12 protein-coding genes are annotated in these 16343 nt (G+C 63.8%); 6 read left to right on the plus strand and 6 right to left on the minus strand.

The annotated features are described in order from the left end of the window. Positions 1 to 118: 118 nt before the first annotated feature. The 4 genes from IEW63_RS01875 to IEW63_RS01890 all read left to right on the plus strand — a co-directional run bounded on the left by IEW63_RS01875 (position 119) and on the right by IEW63_RS01890 (position 5113). Positions 119 to 1477, plus strand: a complete 1359-nt coding sequence (locus IEW63_RS01875; RefSeq protein WP_188634891.1) for an MFS transporter — start codon at positions 119 to 121, stop codon at positions 1475 to 1477. A gap of 37 nt (positions 1478 to 1514) precedes the next feature. Further along, entirely contained in the window at positions 1515 to 2753 is a 1239-nt protein-coding gene (locus IEW63_RS01880; protein ID WP_272872564.1) for a benzoate/H(+) symporter BenE family transporter, read from the plus strand. A gap of 109 nt (positions 2754 to 2862) precedes the next feature. Next, the gene (locus tag IEW63_RS01885; protein ID WP_188634893.1) at positions 2863 to 4134 is read left to right on the plus strand and encodes an OprD family porin; all 1272 of its coding nucleotides are present in this window, start codon (positions 2863 to 2865) and stop codon (positions 4132 to 4134) included. Positions 4135 to 4270: 136 nt separating this feature from the next. After that, on the plus strand, positions 4271 to 5113 hold the full coding sequence (locus IEW63_RS01890; protein WP_188634894.1) for an IclR family transcriptional regulator domain-containing protein: 843 nt from the start codon (positions 4271 to 4273) through the stop codon (positions 5111 to 5113). An 868-nt stretch (positions 5114 to 5981) separates the two neighbouring features. Here the strand turns inward: IEW63_RS01890 and IEW63_RS01895 are convergent. The 4 genes from IEW63_RS01895 to IEW63_RS01910 all read right to left on the minus strand — a co-directional run bounded on the left by IEW63_RS01895 (position 5982) and on the right by IEW63_RS01910 (position 11612). Then, complete coding sequence (locus IEW63_RS01895) at positions 5982 to 7874, minus strand: acetyl/propionyl/methylcrotonyl-CoA carboxylase subunit alpha (RefSeq protein WP_188634895.1); 1893 nt, start codon at positions 7872 to 7874, stop codon at positions 5982 to 5984. 3 nt (positions 7875 to 7877) lie between these two features. Beyond that, positions 7878 to 8669, minus strand: a complete 792-nt coding sequence (locus IEW63_RS01900) for a gamma-carboxygeranoyl-CoA hydratase (RefSeq protein WP_188634896.1) — start codon at positions 8667 to 8669, stop codon at positions 7878 to 7880. A 163-nt stretch (positions 8670 to 8832) separates the two neighbouring features. Further along, entirely contained in the window at positions 8833 to 10440 is a 1608-nt protein-coding gene (locus IEW63_RS01905) for a carboxyl transferase domain-containing protein (RefSeq protein WP_188634897.1), read from the minus strand. Beyond that, complete coding sequence (locus IEW63_RS01910) at positions 10440 to 11612, minus strand: isovaleryl-CoA dehydrogenase (RefSeq protein ID WP_188634898.1); 1173 nt, start codon at positions 11610 to 11612, stop codon at positions 10440 to 10442. The genes IEW63_RS01905 and IEW63_RS01910 overlap by 1 nt, the downstream gene beginning before the upstream one ends. Before the next feature lie 352 nt (positions 11613 to 11964). Between IEW63_RS01910 and ccoN the strand changes: the two genes are divergently transcribed. Next, positions 11965 to 13407 carry a cytochrome-c oxidase, cbb3-type subunit I gene (gene ccoN / locus IEW63_RS01915; RefSeq protein ID WP_188634899.1) on the plus strand — a complete coding sequence of 481 codons (1443 nt, stop codon included), beginning with the start codon at positions 11965 to 11967 and terminating at the stop codon, positions 13405 to 13407. Positions 13408 to 13585: 178 nt separating this feature from the next. Then, positions 13586 to 14731 (plus strand): HPP family protein, encoded by a 1146-nt coding sequence (locus IEW63_RS01920; RefSeq protein WP_188634900.1) that lies wholly within the window; start codon positions 13586 to 13588, stop codon positions 14729 to 14731. A gap of 21 nt (positions 14732 to 14752) precedes the next feature. On the opposite strand, the gene IEW63_RS01925 is transcribed toward IEW63_RS01920, so the two are convergent. Together IEW63_RS01925 and IEW63_RS01930 are read right to left on the minus strand one after the other, a co-directional pair. Next, on the minus strand, positions 14753 to 15628 hold the full coding sequence (locus IEW63_RS01925; protein ID WP_188634901.1) for a LysR family transcriptional regulator: 876 nt from the start codon (positions 15626 to 15628) through the stop codon (positions 14753 to 14755). A 60-nt stretch (positions 15629 to 15688) separates the two neighbouring features. Then, the gene (locus tag IEW63_RS01930) at positions 15689 to 16342 is read right to left on the minus strand and encodes a TetR/AcrR family transcriptional regulator (RefSeq protein ID WP_188634902.1); all 654 of its coding nucleotides are present in this window, start codon (positions 16340 to 16342) and stop codon (positions 15689 to 15691) included. Position 16343: the final 1 nt, after the last annotated feature.

The following is a 16343-nucleotide window of genomic DNA, read 5'->3' on the forward strand; positions in this document are numbered from 1 at the left end:
TGCAGAAAACGGCTATTGATCCCCCCGCACCCACCGTAGCCTCCATTCCAGGGGCGTCCTCAGTCTGTCGCTGGGGTGTCTGCCGAATCTGGACAATAACAACAAGAGAACCGCTGTCATGCAAAAACTGGATGTTCACGAGGTTATCGATAACGCGCGCTTCAATGGCTTCCATTGGGTGGTCATGAGCCTGTGTGCGCTGCTGCTGATCTTCGACGGCTACGATCTGTTCATCTACGGCGTGGTATTGCCGGTGATCATGGACGAGTGGGGCCTGACGCCGCTGCAGGCCGGAGCGCTGGGCAGTTATGCGCTGTTCGGCATGATGTTCGGCGCGCTGCTGTTCGGCACCCTGGCTGATCACATCGGCCGCAAGAAGGGCATCATCATCTGTTTTGCGCTGTTCAGTATCGCCACGGTAGCCAACGGCTTCGCCAGCACCCCCACGGAATTCGGCATCTTCCGCTTTCTCGCCGGACTGGGCTGCGGTGGGCTGATGCCCAACGTGGTGGCGCTGATGAATGAGTACGCGCCGAAGAAGCTGCGCAGTACCCTGGTGGCGATCATGTTCAGCGGTTATTCGCTGGGCGGCATGTGTTCCGCCGGTCTGGGTATCTTCCTGCTGCCGCGCTTCGGTTGGGAAGTGATGTTCTTCGCAGCCATAGTGCCGCTGCTGCTGTTGCCGGTGATCCTGCGCTATCTGCCCGAGTCGGTGGGCTTTCTGGTACGCCAGGGGCGCACCGAGGAAGCCCGTGCCATGCTGCAGCGGGTACAGCCGGGTGCCCGGCTGCCGGTCAACGCCACGCTGGAAATGGTGGATACCTCAGGTCACAAGACCTCGTTACTGGACCTGTTTCGTGGCGGCCGCCTGCTCGGCACCCTGTCGATCTGGGTGGCGTTCTTCTGCTGTCTGCTGATGGTCTACGCGCTGGGTTCCTGGCTGCCGAAGCTGATGGCCAACGCCGGTTACAGTCTGGGTTCCAGCCTGTCGTTCCTGCTGGCGCTGAACTTCGGCGGGATGTTCGGGGCGATTCTCGGCGGCTGGCTGGGTGACCGCTTCGACCTGGGCAAGGTGGTGGTGGCCTTCTTTGCGGTCTCCGTGGCGTCCATCAGTCTGCTGGGCTTCAAGACGCCGATGCCGGTGCTCTACACCCTGATCACCATTGCCGGTGCTACCGTGATCGGTACCCAGATCCTGCTGTATGCGGCGGCGGCGCAGTTCTACGGCCTGTCGATTCGCTCCACCGGCCTGGGCTGGGCCTCGGGTATCGGTCGTAATGGTGCCATTGTCGGGCCGCTGCTTGGCGGTGCGCTGCTGGGCATCAACCTGCCGCTGCAGTTGAACTTCATCGCCTTTGCCATCCCGGGTGTGATTGCGGCGCTGGCCATGACGCTGTTCGTATTGTCGAGCAGACGTCAGACGGCGCCTGAACAGGCCGAAGAAATGGCCGCGCCGCTGGCCCCTGCCCAGGTCTGAAGGCCGGCCGGCAGTTTCCAAGTTAATGCGAGGCAGTATGAAGACCCTGTTGCAGGACCTGTCCCTTTCGGCGGTGGTGGCCGGTTTCATCGCCACGGTGATTTCCTACGCCGGGCCGCTGGTGATCATCTTCCAGGTGGCCCAGGCAGCGGATATGCCGCAGGCGGCACTGACCTCCTGGGTGTGGGCGATTTCCATCGGCAGCGGGGTACTGGGTATCGTCCTGAGCATGCGCTACCGGGTGCCGGTGATCATTGCCTGGAACGCGCCAGGGTCGGCGCTGCTGATCACTCTGCTGCCGGGCATAAGCCTGAATGAGGCGGTGGGTGCCTATCTGATCAGCAGTCTGATCATCCTGCTGGTGGGGCTGTCCGGCAGCTTCGATCGCATCGTCAGCCGGCTGCCGGCGGCGATTTCCGCCGGCATGCTGGCGGGCATCCTGTTCAGCTTCGGTACCGGGCTGTTTGTCTCCCTGCAGCAGCAGCCACTGCTGGTGCTGGCGATGTTCTTCACCTACCTGCTGGGCAAGCGTCTGATGCCGCGCTATGCCGTTCTGGCGGTGTTGCTGGTGGGCGTATCCATTGCCATGGGCCTGGGCGAGCTGCGCAGTGATGCGCTGGTGGTGGGGCCGGCGATACCCCAGTGGATCACCCCGGAATTCTCCTGGCAGGCGACCCTGAACATTGCCCTGCCGCTGGTGCTGGTGGCGCTGACCGGGCAGTTTCTGCCCGGGGTGACGGTATTGCGGACCGCCGGTTACCACAGTATCCCGGCCAGCCCGCTGATCACACAGAGCGGCGTGTGGTCGGCGTTGCTGGCGCCCTTCGGTTGCCATGGTCTCACCCTGGCGGCGATTACCGCAGCCATCTGCACCGGCAGGGAAGCCCACGAAGATCCCGCCAGGCGCTATGTCGCCGGGGTCTCCGGCGGCGTCTTCTACCTGCTGCTGGGATTGTTCGGTGCGACCCTGGTGTCGATCTTCACCGCCTTTCCCGCCGCCTTGATCGCCGCGCTGGCCGGGCTGGCCCTGCTGGCGGCCATCAGCGGTGCGCTGGCCGGGGCCATGGCGGTGCCGGATGACCGGGAGGCCGCGCTGATCACCTTTCTGGTGACTGCTTCGGGCATGAGTTTCCTCGGCCTGTCGGCGGCCTTCTGGGGATTGATCTTCGGCCTTGCGGCGCACCTGCTGTTGCGCCTGCGCCGCCCCCGACGCAGGTCGGCCCGAGCCTCCCCAACCCCGGTGGCCAGCGAGCCGCAGGAGACGGCTGCCCGCTGACTGATTTCACTCTCAGGTTTTCGCGCCGCCACGGGCTGCCAGCCCGTGGTCAGGCACGCTGCGCCCCGCGATAAACGCATTTACAACCAGAACAACAAAGAGAAATGCCATGAAAACATGCTTGGTTCCACATACCCTGATCCTGACCCTGGGCTGCGCCGTACTGCTGCCGAGTCTGGTCAGAGCCGACCAGGGCTTTATCGAAGGCGCCTCCGCCACCCTGCAGGCGCGCAATTACTACTTCAGCCGCGATTTCTCCGATATCGTCGGACCCAGCCAGCAATCCAGGGCCGAGGAGTGGGCCCAGGGTTTCATTCTGCGGGCCAGTTCGGGGTATACCGCCGGTACCGTCGGCGTCGGGGTGGATCTGCTCGGTCAGTTGGGTATCAAGCTGGACAGCGGGAGCGGGCGGGCCAATACCGGACTGCTGCCCGCCGACAGCGACGGCAAGGCGCCGGATACCTACAGCCGCCTGGGTGCTGCGCTGAAGCTCAAAGTCTTGCAGACCGAGCTGAAGATCGGCGAGCAGACGCCGAACCTGCCGATGCTGACCTTCAGTGATATCCGCCTGTTGCCGCCGAGCTACCAGGGCGCCAGCATCGTCTCCCGGGAGCTGCCCGGCCTGACGCTGCAGGCGGGCCAGTTCCGCTCGGGCAGCCTGCTGAACGAGGCGGGTGATGGCAAGATGCGCGCCAAGCTCGGGCACTTGCCGCAGCTGGGCGGGGATGCCGCAACGGATCGCTTCAATTATGCGGCCGCCGAGTACGCCTTCAACGACCAGCGCACCTCGGCGGCGGTGTGGTATGCGCAGCTGCAGGACATCTACAACCAGCGCTTCTACAACCTCAAGCACAGCGAGCCGGTGGGCGACTGGATGCTGGGTGCCAATATCGGGTTCTACGATTCCGAGGAGGATGGTGATCGCCTGCTCGGCGATATCGATAACCGCGCGCTCTACAGCCTGCTGTCGGCCGGCCACGGCGGCCATACTTTCTACCTCGGTTATCAGGCCATGTTCGGCGATGACGCCTTCCCCCGGGTGTTCAACAACGTGAGTCCGCTGGGCAACGAGGTGCCGACCTACGAGTTCGCCGGAGCGGACGAACGCTCCTGGCAGGTGCGCCACGACTACGACTTCGCTGCGCTGGGTGTACCGGGTCTGACGACCACGGTGCGCTATATCCGGGGCGATAACGTCGATACCGGTCTGGGCTTCGAGGGCGAGGAGTGGGAGCGGGATCTGGATATTGGCTACACCGTGCAGAGCGGCGCGTTGAAGAATCTGAACATCCGCCTGCGCAACGTCACCGCCCGCTCCAACTACCGCACCGACATCGACGAAAACCGGCTGGTCTTCAATTACACCTGGACGCTGTTGTAAGGGAGGGCCGGGTCCACCCCGACAATCTGAGGTTACCGCAGACCGCCTGGTGTCGAGGTGGAACTCGACACTCCATTTTGCCTCCACCGCAGCGATGGGCGATGATCCACTGTCATCATCGCTGCAGGTGGCACCCATGTCCGACCCGTCCCGCTCCGCCAATGTCCCCCAGGCTCCGGCGATCATCGCCTCGCCAGCGCGGCGTATCGATGCGCTGACCGGTGACCCGGATTTCATGACCTCGCTGGCCCGGGGGCTGGCGGTGATCCATGCCTTCCAGGAGCGCAAGCGGCATCTGACCATCGCCCAGATCAGCCACCGCACCGAGATTCCCCGGGCGTCGGTACGGCGCTGCCTGCTGACGCTGATGAAGCTGGGTTACGTCACCACCGACGGGCGAACCTTCTCGCTGCTGCCCAAGGTGCTGACCCTGGGCCACGCCTACCTGTCCTCCACGCCGCTGGCGGTTACTGCGCAACCGATTCTCGACCGGCTCAGCGATCGTCTGAGTGAAGCCTGCTCCATGGCCACCCTGGAGGGGGACGAGATTCTCTACGTGGCCCGCTCATCGATCCCCCTGCGGCTGGTCTCCATCGACCTGAGCATCGGCAGCCGGCTGCCTGCCTACTGCACATCCATGGGCCAGATACTGCTGGCGGCACTGGACGATGCGGCGCTGGACGAGTATCTGGAGCACGCCGATCTGCAACCCCGCACCAGCCGCACCCTGACCACTCCCGAAGCATTGCGCGAGACCATAGCGCAGATCCGTGAGCGGGGCTGGGTGATCAGTGATCAGGAGCTGGAACCGGGCCTGCGCTCGCTGGCCGTACCCCTGCGGGACCCCGCGGGGCAGGTGCACGCTGCGCTGAATGTCGGCACCCCGGCCAGCAGAGTGACCCGCGCCGAGCTGGAAACCCGCTTCCTGCCGGTCCTGTTGGAAGCCAGCCGGGAGCTGAGCAAGCGGCTGTTTCACTGAAGGGCAGCTCGCGCGCTGGAGGGCCGGGTTCCATCCCGGCCAGCCGGGGTTTCAGCGGGCACTGCAGTGTCGAGATGGAACTCGACACTCCCATTCGCGCCTTGGAGGGCCGGGTTCCATCCCGGCCAGCGGGGTTGCAGGGGGCACTGCCGTGTCGAGATGGAACTCGACACTCCCATTCGCGCCTTGGAGGGCCGGGTTCCATCCCGGCCAACCGGGGTTCCAGGGGGCACTGCTGTGTCGAGATGGAACTCGACACTCCCATTCGCGCGTTGGAGGGCCGGGTTCCATCCCGGCCAGCGGGGTTTCAGCGGGCACTGCTGTGTCGAGATGGAACTCGACACTCCCATTCGCGCGTTGGAGGGCCGGGTTCCATCCCGGCCAGCGGGGTTTCAGCGGGCACTGCTGTGTCGAGGTGGAACTCGACACTCCCATTCGCGCCTTGGAGGGCCGGGTTCCATCCCGGCCAACCGGGGTTCCAGGGGGCACTGCTGTGTCGAGATGTAACTCGACACTCCCATCCGCGCCTTGGAGGGCCGGGTTCCATCCCGGCCAGCGGGGTTTCAGCGGGCGCTGCTGTGTCGAGATGGAACTCGACACTCCCATCCGCGCCTTGGAGGGCCGGGTTCCATCCCGGCCAGCGGGGTTTCAGCGGGCGCTGCTGTGTCGAGATGGAACTCGACATTCCCATTCGCGCCTTGGAGGGCCGGGTCCCATCCCGGCCAGCCGAGGTTTCAGCGGGCGCTGCTGTGTCGAGATGGAACTCGACATTCCCATTCGCGCCTTGGAGGGCCGGGTTCCATCCCGGCCAGCGGGGTTTCAGCGGGCGCTGCTGTGTTGAGATGAAACTCGACACTCCTATCTCCCGCTAGGGTTCCAGCTCCAGCAGCAGGCTCCCTTCGCTGACCATGTCCCCTTCCGCATACAGCAACTTCCGCACGGTGCCGGCCCGGTCGGCGCGAATGCTGTGTTCCATCTTCATGGCTTCCAGCACCATCAGCGGCGTGCCGGGTTCAACCTGCTGGCCGGGTTCGACCAGGATCCGCACGATACTGCCGTTCATCGGGGCGGTCAGTCCGCCTTCGCTGGGGTGATCATGCTGGGCTGCCGCAACGGGATCGATCTGGGTAACGGCCAGCAGCTCGCCCTGCCAGTCGAGGTAGAGCACATCGCCGCGGCGCACGGCGATTGCTGATTCTCTGGCGGGGCCGGGCACATGCACATATATCCGCCGTTGCTCGCCCCGACATTGCAGGTGCAGGCGGATGGCGGCTGGCATGCCCAGCCGCAGACCGCTGGTCTGTGCCCAGGGTGAATGCGGGTCATCCGCTCGCTGCCAGGCAGGCTGAGTAGCAATGAAATGCCGTGCGGCCTGTTCCCAGAAGCTGTCGGGCAGGGCGTCGGTGTTTGCCAGCAGGTCATCCGCATGGCGCGGGATGAAGTCGGTATCCAGCTCGGCGCCGACAAAAGCGGGGTGTTCCAGCAGGCGTAGCAGGAAGCTGCGGTTGTTCTGTACGCCGCCGATCAGGGTGCCGCGCAGCAGGTTCAGCAGGCGCTGGCGGGCCTGCTCTCGATCGTCGCCCCAGGCGATCAGCTTGCCGAGCATGGGGTCGTACCAGGGCGAGACCCGATCCCCCTCGCGCACGCCGCTGTCGATCCGCTGACCCGGCGCCAGTTCCGGCTCCTGATACAGATCGAGCGAGCCGCTGGCCGGCAGAAAGTCGCGATTCGGGTCTTCCGCGTACAGCCGCACCTCGATGGCGTGGCCCTGCAGCGGGACTTGCTCCTGAGTCAGCGGCAATGACTCGCCCCGGGCGATGTGCAGTTGCCACTCGACCAGATCCAGGCCGGTGATCGCCTCGGTCACCGGGTGCTCGACCTGCAATCGGGTGTTCATCTCCATGAAGAAAAACTCGCCCCGTTCATCCAGCAGGAATTCCACGGTACCCGCGCCCACATAGCCGATCGCCTGGGCAGCCCGGACGGCGGCCTCGCCCATGCGGACACGCAGTGCCTGGCCCAGGCCGGGGGCAGGGGCCTCTTCGATCACCTTCTGGTGGCGGCGCTGGATCGAGCAGTCCCGCTCATGCAGGTACACGCAGTTGCCCTGCTGGTCGGCAAAGATCTGGATTTCCACATGGCGCGGTTTCAGCAGGTATTTCTCCAGCAGCATGTGGTCGTTGCCGAAGGCCGACCCGGCCTCCCGCTGGGCCGATTGCAGGGCTTCGGCCAGCTGCGCCTCGTGGTGCACGACCTTCATGCCCTTGCCGCCGCCCCCGGCGCTGGCCTTGAGCAGAACCGGATAGCCGACCTGTCCGGCGGCTTCGATAAAGGCCTGCGCCGATTGGTCGTTGCCGTGATAACCCGGCACCAGCGGCACGCCCGCCTGCGCCATCAGCGCCTTGGCGGCGGACTTGCTGCCCATCGCCTCGATGGCTGCGGCGGGAGGACCGATCAGTATCAGCCCGGCGTCGCTGACCGCCTGGGCGAAATCGGCGTTCTCCGACAGGAAGCCGTAGCCCGGATGGATCGCCTGGGCACCGCTGGCCTGCGCTGCGGCAATGATCCTGTCGATGTTCAGATACGTCTGGCTGGCCTGGTTGCCAGCCAGCTCCACTGCCCGGTCGGCCCGCTGCACGTGCAGAGCGTCCCGGTCCACCGTGCTGTGCACTGCCACCGTGGTGATGCCCATGGCCCTGGCGGTGCGCATGATGCGGCAGGCAATCTCGCCCCGGTTGGCCACCAGCAGCGTCGTTATCATCGGCTATTCCTCGATCCAGCTGGGGGCGCGTTTTTCCAGAAAGGCGTGGATGCCCTCCCGGCCTTCTTCACTGGCGCGGATCTGCACGATGCTCTGCTGGGTATAGTGACGCAGCTCGGGGGACAGGCGATGGGCAGTCGCCTCGTGGACCAGTGCCTTGCTGGCGCGCATGGCCTGGGGGCTGTTCTGCAACAGGGTAGCGGCCCAATGTTCCAGCCGCTGGTCCAGTTCGCTGGCCGGGCAGCTTTCAGTCAGCAGCCCCAGCTCCACCGCGCACTGGCCGTCGAAACGCTCGCCGCTGATGGCGTAGCGACGACTGGCCCGCTCACCGATCGCCTTGACCACAAAGGGACTGATCACCGCCGGGGCCAGTCCTATACGCACCTCCGACAGCGACAGCTGGGCATCTTCCGCGCCAATGGCCATGTCGCAACAGGCGATCAGCCCGATCGCGCCACCAAAGGCCGCGCCCTGAACCACCGCCAGGGTGGGCATCGGCAGCTGGTACAGGCGATACATCAGCTCGGCCATCATCTCCGCATCATGCAGATTGCCGGTGTAGTCGAGCTCGGCGGACTGGCGCATCCACTGCAGATCGGCACCAGCGCAGAAGTGCCGGCCTCTGCCGCGAAGTACCAGAAAGCGCAGCTGGGTGTCGTTGTGCAGCTGCTCGATCGCCCCCAGCAGCTCGCTGATCATCTCGGCGTTGAAGGCGTTGTGTTTGTCTACGCGGTTGAGCCAGAGAGTGGCGTAGCCGCGAGGGTGGCGTTCCAGCTGGATGGTGTTGAACTGCATGGTTTGTTTCTCCTTAACCTACTGCTCTACTTTGTCTCCCCCTCTCCCCAGCCCTCTCCCGCGAGGGGAGAGGGGGTAACACCTGTGGCAGGACCCGAGCGCGGAGCCGGCTGGCTGTAAGCCACCCTCCCTTTGCGGGAGAGGGGGGAGCGCTCCATCACCACTACATCCGAAACACTCCGAACCGCGTCTCCTCCACCGCCGCATTCAAACTCGCTGAAATCGCCAACCCCAGCACATCCCGCGTCTGCGCCGGGTCGATCACCCCGTCATCCCACAATCGGGCACTCGAATAGAACGGATGCCCCTGACGTTCGTACTGCTCCAGTATCGGCTGGCGCAGTTGCTGTTCCTCCTGCTCGGAGAAAACCTCACCGCGGCGCTCGGCCTGTTCCCGTTTGACCTGCACCAGTACCCCCGCCGCCTGTTCGCCGCCCATCACGCCGATCCGCGCGTTGGGCCACATCCACAGGAAGCGGGGATCATAGGCGCGGCCGCACATGCCGTAGTTGCCGGCGCCGAAGCTGCCGCCGATGATCACGGTGAACCTGGGGACGTTGGCGCAGGCCACCGCGGTGACCAGTTTGGCGCCGTGCTTGGCGATGCCGCCGGCCTCGTATTTCTGGCCAACCATGAAGCCGGTGATGTTCTGCAGAAACAGCAGGGGAATGCCGCGCTGGCAGGCCAGCTGGATGAAATGCGCGCCTTTCTGCGCCGCTTCGGAAAACAGGATGCCGTTGTTGGCCAGGATCGCCAGCGGATAACCATGCAGATGGGCAAAGCCGCACACCAGAGTGGGGCCGAACAGCGCCTTGAACTCATCGAATTCGCTGTCATCCACCAACCGGGCAATCACCTCGCGCACGTCGTAGGACTGCTTGCTGTCGCCGGGAATGACGCCGTACAGCTCCTCGGTCGGGTAGTGGGGCGGCCGGGCGGGGCGGGTCTGCAGCTGGCCCTGCTTGCGCCAGTTGAGGTTGCCGATGCAGCGCCGGGCCAGGGCAAGCGCGTGCTCGTCGTTCTCGGCGTAATGGTCGGCGACCCCTGAAGTGCGACAGTGGACGTCAGCCCCGCCCAGCTCCTCGGCGCTGACCACCTCGCCAGTGGCGGCCCGCACCAGTGGCGGGCCGGCGAGAAATACCGTGGCCTGATTGCGCACCATGATGGTCTCGTCCGACATGGCCGGTACATAGGCGCCACCGGCGGTGCAGGAGCCCATGACCACGGCGATCTGCGGTATGCCCGCCGCGCTCATGCGCGCCTGGTTGAAGAAGATGCGGCCAAAATGCTCCCGGTCGGGAAACACCTCATCCTGGCGCGGCAGGTTGGCACCGCCGGAGTCCACCAGATAGAGGCAGGGCAGGCGGTTCTGCTCGGCGATGGCCTGCGCCCGCAGGTGCTTCTTCACGGTCAGCGGGTAGTAGCTGCCGCCCTTCACTGTGGCGTCGTTGGCGAGGATCATGCACTCGACTCCCGCCACCCGGCCGATACCGGCAATCAAACCCGCAGCGGGGACGTCCTCTTCGTATACCCCATGGGCCGCCAGCGGGCTGATTTCGAGAAAGGGCGAGCCCGGATCCAGCAGCGCATCGATCCGCTCCCGTGGCAGCAGTTTGCCCCGCGCCAGGTGGCGTGCCTGAGCCTGCTCGCCGCCGCCCCGCCGGATATGCTCCAGCAGCTCGCGCAACTCGGTGGTCAGTCGCTGCATATGGCTGCGGTTGGCAGCAAACTCGGCGGAGGACGGGTTGATTCGGGACTGCCACGCCGCCATCAGCGCGCCTCCTTCGTTTCATTGAACAGCTCGCGGCCGATCAGCATCCGGCGGATCTCACTGGTGCCGGCACCGATCTCGTAAAGCTTGGCGTCGCGCAGCAGGCGGGCGGCAGGGTAATCGTTGATATAACCGTTACCGCCGAGAATCTGGATGGCATCCAGTGCCGCCCGGGTGGCCTGTTCGGCGGTATAGAGAATGACCCCGGCGGCATCCTTGCGGGTGGCCCTGCCGTTGTCGCAACTGCGGGCTACCGCGTAGAGATAGGCCCGGCTGGCGTTCAGCGCGGTATACATGTCCGCCAACTTGCCCTGGATCAGCTGGAATTCACCGATGCTCTGGCCGAACTGGCGGCGTTCATGGATATAGGGCAGCACCACGTCCAGGCAGGCCTGCAGGATGCCCACCGGGCCTGCTGCCAGCACCACCCGCTCGTAATCGAGCCCGCTCATGAGCACCTTCGCCCCGCCATCGATTTCCCCCAGCACGTTCTCCCGGGGCACGCGCACATCATCGAAGAACAGGGCGCAGGTATTGGAGCCGCGCATCCCCAGCTTGTCCAGCTTGGGGCCGCGGGAGAAGCCGGGCGTATCGCCCTCGAGGATGAATGCGGTGATGCCGCGGGCGCCCTTGTCAGGAGTGGTCTTGGCATAGATGACATAGACGTCGGCATCCGGACCGTTGGTGATCCACATCTTGCTGCCGTTGAGGAGGAAGGAGTCGCCCTGAGGCTGCGCATGCAGACGCATGTTCACCACATCGGAACCGGCTTCGGGCTCGCTCATGGCCAGCGCGCCGACATGCTCTCCGCTGACCAGGCGGGGGAGATAGCGGGCCTTCTGCGCTGCCGTACCGTTGCGGTTGATCTGATTCACGCAGAGGTTGGAATGGGCGCCGTAGGACAATGCCACTGAAGCAGAGGCCCGGCTGATTTCTTCCATGGCCACCGCATGGGCCAGATAGCCCATGCCGGCTCCGCCATACTCCTCATCGGCGGTAATGCCCAGCAATCCCATCTCGCCGAGTTTGCGCCACATGTCCATCGGAAACTGGTTGTCCGCATCGATGGACGCCGCGCGGGGCGCCAGCTCGCGGTTGACGAAACCCCGCACCTGATCGCGCAGCAGGTCGATGGTGTCCCCCAGAGCAAAATCCAGACCGGAATACGTCATATGCCACCTTGATAGTTATTGTGTTCAGTGACTGACTTCAAACTAGGCAGTGGGGGCAGGGCTGTCAATGCCCGCTGCGATCTGCGCACCGACGCTGCACTTTTGTCGAGATGGAACTCGACATTCCAGGGGAGGACGCGCTCTATGGAGGGCCGGGTTCCATCCCGGCCACGTGGCCTGCCGACCGCACCCTGTGTCGAGGTGGACTCGACACTCCACGGCAATTGCCTTGATCGCGGTCAACTATAAAAAAACATTTATTAAACATAAGTTATTACTGTTTTGAGTTTACTTATGTTGAGGCGCAAACTATTGCCGTTGTCGCTGTCCTGCCTTGCTTCACGGAGTTGCCATGCACACCCCCTCTGCTTCGGCGGGCTCCTCAGAGTCCGTTTACAACTATGATGTAGTGCGCAAATTCACCGTCATGACCCTGGTGTGGGGTGCGTTCGGCATGCTGGTCGGGGTGATCCTCGCAGCTCAGCTGGTGTGGCCGGCGCTGAACTTCGATCTGCCCTGGTTCAGTTTCGGGCGTATCCGTCCCATCCATACCAATCTGGTGATCTTCGCCTTCGGCGGCGGGGCGCTGTTTGCGACGTCCTTCTATGTGGTGCAGCGCACCAGTCGGGTGCGGCTGATATCCGACGGGCTGGCCAGTTTCGTCTTCTGGGCATGGCAGCTGGTCGTGGTGGCCATCATTCTCAGCTATGCCAGCGGCCTGACCACCAGCAAGGAATACGCCGAAATGATCTGGCCGATCGCCAGCCTGATCACCGTGGTCTGGGTGATGTACGCCTATCTGTTTTTCGGCACCATCGCCCGGCGCAAGGTGAAGCATATCTACGTGGGTAACTGGTTCTACGGGGCTTTCATCATTGTCACCGGGCTGGTGCATGTGGTGAATCATATTGACGTGCCCGTTTCCCTGCTCAAGTCCTACCCGATGTACGCCGGCGCCACCGACGCCATGATCCAGTGGTGGTACGGGCACAGCGTGGTGGGCTTCATCCTCTCGGTAGGCTTTCTCGGACTGATGTACTACTACGTGCCCAAGCAGGCGGAGCGGCCGATCTATTCCTACCGGCTTTCCATCGTGCATTTCTGGGCCGTGATCGCCCTGTATATCTGGGCCGGACCGCACCATCTGCATTACACCGCGCTGCCGGACTGGGCGCAGACCCTCGGCATGGTCATGTCGATCATCCTGCTGGCGCCGAGCTGGGGTGGCATGATCAACGGCATGATGACCCTGTCCGGCGCCTGGCATAAGTTGCGCAGTGATCCGATCCTGCGCTTCCTGGTGGTGGCGCTGGCGTTCTATGGCATGTCTACCTTCGAAGGCCCGATGATGGCGATCAAGACCGTCAACGCGCTGTCGCATTACACCGACTGGACCATCGGCCACGTTCACGCCGGCGCGCTGGGTTGGGTGGCGATGATCAGCATCGGTGCGCTCTACCATATGGTGCCCAGGCTCTGGGGCAGGGAGCGGATGTACAGCATCCGCCTGATCAACCTGCATTTCTGGATGGCCAGCATGGGTACTGTCCTCTACATCGTCGCGATGTGGGTCAACGGCATTACCCAGGGGTTGATGTGGCGGGCGGTGAACGTTGACGGCACGCTGACCTATTCCTTCGTCGAGGCGCTGGCGGCCAGCCATCCCGGTTACATCGTGCGCATGACAGGCGGCGGCATCTTCGCCGCCGGCATGCTGCTGATGGTATTCAATTGCGCCATGACCATCCGGGGCGCGGAGACCCGGCAGCACGCCGGTATGTTGGGTACCGCCTGAAGGAAAGCCGCGTTCGCCCGGTCTTGATATAGATATCCGTTGATTCAGGATTAAATATTATTGTTTTGCCCGTTAACAAACGCAGCGGCAGAATAAGCGGTTTTCTTCCATCCCGTTTTCAGTTCCGGTTTCTGATGCGCTCCATCGCCGTCATGTATCGCCGGCAGGAGCAGTGTGTATGAGCGGTCAGCTTCTGGCCTTTTCCCGACGATTGTTCGGCTGGTTGCCCCGTACGGTTCAGGCGCGCCCCGGTGAATGGGTTCGCGCGGCGACCGGCGCCGCGCTGGCGGTGATCTTCACCTACTGGATTTCCAGTCTGCTGTACGGCAGTACCACGGCGATGATTCTTCTCGGCCCAGCAGGGGCCTCTGCGGTCCTGCTGTTCGTCGTTTCCACCGGTGCGCTGGCCCAGCCCTGGCCGGTGCTGGGCAGCTATCTTCTTTCCGCCGTGATAGGTGTCGCCGCGCTGCATCTGCCACTGCCGGAAATGGCCCTGGGGCAGCGGATGTTCGGCGCGGTGGCACTGGTGGTGCTGGGCATGCTGATGCTGCGCTGCATACACCCGCCCGGCAGCGCCATGACAGTGGTGATTGTGCTGGCCGGGGACCTGCTCGAACCGCTTGGTGGCTGGCTGGTGCTGCCGATCATGCTCAATGCCTGCTGTCTGCTGTTCTGCGCCACGCTGTACAACAACCTCACCGGCATCCGCTATCCGAAGCAGGCCCCGCGGACCGATCTGCATCGGACCCAGGACATCCTGCCCGAGCAGCGGGTCGGCTTTACCGAGGAGGACCTGGATCGGGCGCTGGACAAGCTGGGTTCCTTCGTGGATATCACCCGCCATGATCTCGAACAGATCATTCGCGATACGGAAAGCTCTGCCCTGCGCCGCAAGATGGGCAACATCCGTGCGGAGCAGATCATGTCCAGGGATATCCGCACGGTGGGCCCTGACACCACGGTGCGCCAGGCCATCGGCATGTTCCGTCATCATCATGTGAAGACCCTGCCGGTGGTCAATACCGAAGGCAAGGTGCAGGGCATCATCAGTCTGAGCGATCTGCTGGCTCAGCTGGACCTGCCCATGGGGCGGATCCTGCCCACCCGCGTCAACCTGTGGCGGGACCAGCCGCTGCATCACATCATGACCGCCCCGGTGGTGACGGTGGACCGCCACACCCATGTCGTGGACATGATTCCGCTGCTGTCGAGCCAGGGGCTGCATTGTCTGCCGGTGCTGGAGAACGATCGGATTGTCGGCATGGTCACCCAGACCGACGTCATCGCGGCGCTGCACCGCGACCTGGTGAACCACTTGGCCTGATCCAGTTGAAAGGGTAAAAACTCAGGCAGAGGGCGGCGGCACCGGGTCCCACCGCTGGGACCAGTCCTGCTCGATCTGCGCCAGCTCCCGCAGCTGCCCGATGGCCTGTTCCAGTACCTCGGACGTGCGCTGCCGGGCATATACCAGATAGACGGGAAAGCTGAATTCGGGCGCCATCGCCACCCGCTGCAGCATGCCCGTTTCCAGGTAGTGCCGAACGACCCGGCTGCGAAAATAGCCCGAGCCGCCCGACTCCAGAATGTACTGCAATGCCAGCGGCCCGAAATCGAAGATGACCGGTGCCCTGGTCCTGCTCGGCAGGGCTGCGTCATGCTGACGGCGGAACTCCTCGCCCCAGTCGACATACACATAGGGTTCGGGCCGATCGGGCAGGCATACCTGTACCAACTTTTCCTCGAGCAGCTCCTCGACCTGGAGGCCGGGCAGGTATTCCGGCCGGTAGACCAGCGCCGCGTCCAGGGTGCCCTGTTCAACGCGCTGCATCAGTGTGCTGCTTTCACCGATCTCGGCGCGTACCGAATGCTCGGGAAGATGCTGGCGCAGGGCGCGCACCCATTCGAGTACCAGCGGTGTGGCCAGGCTCGCCTCGCCGCCAATGTGCAGCACATCGCTGAACCCCTTGAGCAGCGGCAGGTCGCGCTGGGCGTTGTCCCAGGCCTGGATCATCTGGGTGGCGTGGGTGACAAAGGCCTCGCCATCGGCGGTGAGCCTGGCACCGGAGCGGTTACGGATGAACAACGTGCAGTTGAGCTGACTCTCCAGGTTCTGAACCCGTGAGGTAACGGCCGCCTGGGTGACATGCAGCCGCTCGGCGGCGGCGACAAAGCTGCCGCAGCGGGCGATCTCCAGAAATGTACGGGCCAGGCTGATGTCCATGGGTGCGATTCTGCCGGGAAAAGGAAGAACATTCTATCAAGCTGTGGCCGCCGCTTGTTCTCATTGGCTGGGCTGTCTTGCGCCCAGCGAGTCATGCAGCCGGGTGATCGCATCACGATACGCCGGGGTGACATAACCGTCCTCCAGCATCAGCAGCTGGTAGATGCCCTGGCGCATCAGGTCCTCACTCACCTCCCCGGAGTCGAGGCTGTGGGGCATCAGCCTGACCCAGGAATTGGCAATGACCCAGGCATTGATGACCAGGGCATCGAGTTGCCTCGGGGTCATCTGCAGAATGCCCGCCTCGATGAATGCCTGATAAAGGGCCCGGGCATCTTTCAGGCAGGTCCGGGAGAAGGTCCTGTAACGCTCGGCCAGGGCCGGGTCGGCGGAGAGCAGATGGTCCAGGTCCTGATGCAGGAAGCGATAGCCCCAGAGAAGCTGCAGCAATCCTTCCAGATAGGTCGCTTTGTCCTCCAGCGTCACCGAGCCATCGGAGCGGATCACGAAGAACTGGGACATGTCACGTTCGAGCCGGGTAAACAGCTCCGCCACGATCATCTGTTTATTGCGGAAATGGTAATACAGATTGCCCGGCGATATTCCCAGGTGGCTGGCAATATGGTTGGTCGTCACGTTGCGCTCACCCTGCTCATTGAACAGCTGCAGGCTGGCCTGCAGGATGCGTTCGCGGGTGCCGGATTTGCGGGACATG

Source organism: Halopseudomonas pertucinogena, from assembly GCF_014646575.1.
Classification (GTDB): Bacteria; Pseudomonadota; Gammaproteobacteria; order Pseudomonadales; family Pseudomonadaceae; genus Halopseudomonas; species Halopseudomonas pertucinogena.

What these genes read in the sequence shown, in the direction of transcription:
- IEW63_RS01930 (WP_188634902.1), bottom strand. Translation starts at nt 16,342, where the DNA reads ATGTCCCGCAAATCCGGCACCCGCGAACGCATCCTGCAGGCCAGCCTG.
- IEW63_RS01885 (WP_188634893.1), top strand. Translation starts at nt 2,863, where the DNA reads ATGAAAACATGCTTGGTTCCACATACCCTGATCCTGACCCTGGGCTGC.
- IEW63_RS01925 (WP_188634901.1), bottom strand. Translation starts at nt 15,628, where the DNA reads ATGGACATCAGCCTGGCCCGTACATTTCTGGAGATCGCCCGCTGCGGC.
- IEW63_RS01895 (WP_188634895.1), bottom strand. Translation starts at nt 7,874, where the DNA reads ATGATAACGACGCTGCTGGTGGCCAACCGGGGCGAGATTGCCTGCCGC.
- IEW63_RS01880 (WP_272872564.1), top strand. Translation starts at nt 1,515, where the DNA reads ATGAAGACCCTGTTGCAGGACCTGTCCCTTTCGGCGGTGGTGGCCGGT.
- IEW63_RS01920 (WP_188634900.1), top strand. Translation starts at nt 13,586, where the DNA reads ATGAGCGGTCAGCTTCTGGCCTTTTCCCGACGATTGTTCGGCTGGTTG.
- ccoN (WP_188634899.1), top strand. Translation starts at nt 11,965, where the DNA reads ATGCACACCCCCTCTGCTTCGGCGGGCTCCTCAGAGTCCGTTTACAAC.
- IEW63_RS01900 (WP_188634896.1), bottom strand. Translation starts at nt 8,669, where the DNA reads ATGCAGTTCAACACCATCCAGCTGGAACGCCACCCTCGCGGCTACGCC.
- IEW63_RS01875 (WP_188634891.1), top strand. Translation starts at nt 119, where the DNA reads ATGCAAAAACTGGATGTTCACGAGGTTATCGATAACGCGCGCTTCAAT.
- IEW63_RS01905 (WP_188634897.1), bottom strand. Translation starts at nt 10,440, where the DNA reads ATGGCGGCGTGGCAGTCCCGAATCAACCCGTCCTCCGCCGAGTTTGCT.
- IEW63_RS01910 (WP_188634898.1), bottom strand. Translation starts at nt 11,612, where the DNA reads ATGACGTATTCCGGTCTGGATTTTGCTCTGGGGGACACCATCGACCTG.
- IEW63_RS01890 (WP_188634894.1), top strand. Translation starts at nt 4,271, where the DNA reads ATGTCCGACCCGTCCCGCTCCGCCAATGTCCCCCAGGCTCCGGCGATC.